Source organism: Pseudoroseomonas cervicalis ATCC 49957, assembly GCF_000164635.1.
GTDB classification, from domain to species: domain Bacteria; phylum Pseudomonadota; class Alphaproteobacteria; order Acetobacterales; family Acetobacteraceae; genus Pseudoroseomonas; species Pseudoroseomonas cervicalis.
This window is the reverse complement of the sequence record NZ_GG770878.1, coordinates 1-2,440: the sequence shown is the minus strand read 5'-3', so window position 1 is coordinate 2,440 and position 2,440 is coordinate 1. Positions and strand designations below refer to the sequence as shown.

Sequence of the window (2,440 nt, the reverse complement as noted above, 5' to 3'; positions counted from 1 at the left end):
CGGCTTCAGCGGCCAGCTGCTGGCCTCGGTGAGCCCGGCGGCGCAGACGGCCGCGCCGCAGGCGGGGCAGGGCGGCACCAGCCTCTCCTTCCGCGAGATCGCGCACCAGATGACCGAGCGCGACGCGGTGCCGGAGGGCTACGAGATCCAGACGGTGATCCGCTGGGGCGATGCGGTGCTGCCGGACGCGCCGGCCTTCGACCCGCAGCACCAGAGCGCCGGCGCCCAGGCGATGCAGTTCGGCTACAACAACGACTTCATCGAGTTCTTCCCGCTGCCGCAGGGCAGCCGCAGCGCCGATCACGGCCTGCTGACGGTCAACCACGAATACACCGACCCGCACCTGATGTTCCCGGGCCTCGCCGAGGAGGATTCGGCGCGGCAGAACCCGACGCGGGAGCAGGCGCTGACCGAGATGGCGGCGCATGGCATGTCGGTGGTCGAGATCCGGCGCGAGAATGGCCGCTGGGCGCCGGTGGAGGCCGGCCGGCTGAACCGCCGCATCACCGCCGAGACGCCGATCCGCATCAGCGGCCCCGCCGCCGGCCATGCGCGGTTGCAGACCAGCGCCGACCCCAGCGGGCGCGAGGTGCGGGGCACGCTGAACAATTGCGCCGGCGGCAGCACACCCTGGGGCACCGTCCTGACGGCGGAGGAGAACTTCAACCAGTATTTCGGCGGCGCCGCGGCCAGCACCGGCGCGCAGGCCGCCGCCTACAAGCGCTACGGCATCGTCGAGAAGGCCGGCTATGGCTGGCACAAGCATGTCGAGCGCTTCAGCCTCGACGCCGAGCCGAACGAGCCGAACCGCTTCGGCTGGATCGTCGAGATCGATCCCTACGACCCGCAATCGGTGCCGGTGAAGCGCACCGCCCTCGGCCGCTTCAAGCATGAGGGCTGCACCCACGCGATCTCGGCCGATGGCCGCGTGGTGTTCTATTCGGGCGACGACGAGCGCTTCGACTATGTCTACAAGTTCGTCACCGCCCGGCCCTGGAACCCGAATGACCGCGCCGCCAACCGCGACCTGATGGATGAGGGCACGCTCTACGTCGCCCGCTTCCTGGAGGATGGCCGCATGGAGTGGCTGCCGCTGGTGCATGGCCAGGGCCCGCTGACCGCGGCGAACGGCTTCGCCAGCCAGGCGGATGTGCTGATCGAGACGCGCCGCGCCGCCGACCTGCTGAAGGCGACGCCGATGGACCGGCCGGAGGACGTCCAGCCCAACCCGGCCAATGGCCGCGTCTATGTCATGCTGACCAACAACACCCGCCGCCGGCCGGAGCAGGTGGACAAGGCCAATCCCCGCGCCGCCAACGCGCATGGCCATGTCATCGAGATGATCCCGCCCGGCGCCGGCACCGACCGCGTGGACCACGCCGCGACCGAGGGGCGCTGGGAGATCTTCCTGGTGGCCGGCCGGCCTGGCGTCGATGCCGGGGCGCAGTACCACCAGGGCACCAGCGCCGAGGGCTGGCTGTCCTGCCCGGACAATTGCGCCTTCGACAGCAAGGGCCGCATCTGGATCGCGACCGATGGCGCGCCGGGCACCTCGAAGGTGGCGGACGGGCTCTACGCCGCCGACACCGAGGGGCCGGGCCGCGGCCTGACGCGGCTGTTCTACCAGGCGCCGACCGGCGCCGAGGTGTGCGGCCCCTGCTTCACGCCGGATGACCAGACCGTCTTCCTGGCGATCCAGCACCCGGGCGACGACAAGGGCAGCACCTTCGCCAACCCCTCGACCCGCTGGCCGGATTTCGACGCGGCGATGCCGCCGCGCCCCAGCGTCATCGCCATCGTCAAGCGCGGTGGCGGCGTGGTCGGCAGCTGAGCCGGCCGGACGGGCGTCTCCGGGGGCGGCCGCCGCCCCCGGAGTGTTTTTCCCGCCGGTTTTTGCGCGCCCGGCTTTTTTTTGGTCTCGGCCGGGGCAATCTTTGCGGCATGGACCCTCGCTTCTCCCGCCCGCGCCGGATGAAGGTGGCGCTGCCCCAGGGGCAGGGCGCGCTGCGCCGCTTCGGCGGCTTCGCGCTGCTGGGCTTCTCGCTCTGGCTGGTTTCGCTGCTGGCGCTGTTCCGCGCCATCGTGGAGCTGTTCGACTGATGCCCGTCGAGCCCTTGCTGCGCGAGCTGCGCCGGCTGCGCGGCGCCATGCTGGTGCTGGTGGCGCTGCCGCTGCTGCCGGCGTTGCTGATCAACCTGATCGGCGGCGAGCAGCGCGCGCTGCTCGGCATCCTGCTCGGCCTGCTGCTGCTGGGGCTGGCGCTGCGCCGGCTGCGGCGCGGCCAGCTGCAACCCGGCGCGATGCTGGTGGGCGTCGCCACCGGGCTGATCGCCGGCCTGTCCACCGGGGTGGCGCCGCTCGGCGCCGTGGTGTTCGGCGCCATGGCCGGCTTCGGCACCCGCCTGCTCTACGAGCATGCCGAGCCGGCCGAGGACATCCC

3 protein-coding genes are annotated in these 2,440 nt (G+C 72.0%); all 3 read left to right on the top strand.

Going from position 1 to position 2,440, the window contains the following annotated elements:
* Positions 1–1,831 (top strand): PhoX family protein (locus HMPREF0731_RS19925; protein ID WP_007006017.1); only part of this gene is annotated, 1,831 nt, incomplete at its 5' end.
* A gap of 110 nt (positions 1,832–1,941) precedes the next feature.
* Entirely contained in the window at positions 1,942–2,100 is a 159-nt protein-coding gene (locus HMPREF0731_RS24580; protein ID WP_157136261.1) for a hypothetical protein, read from the top strand.
* On the top strand, positions 2,100–2,440 hold a 341-nt coding region (locus HMPREF0731_RS19920; protein ID WP_040614189.1), incomplete at its 3' end, for a hypothetical protein. The genes HMPREF0731_RS24580 and HMPREF0731_RS19920, both read left to right, overlap by 1 nt.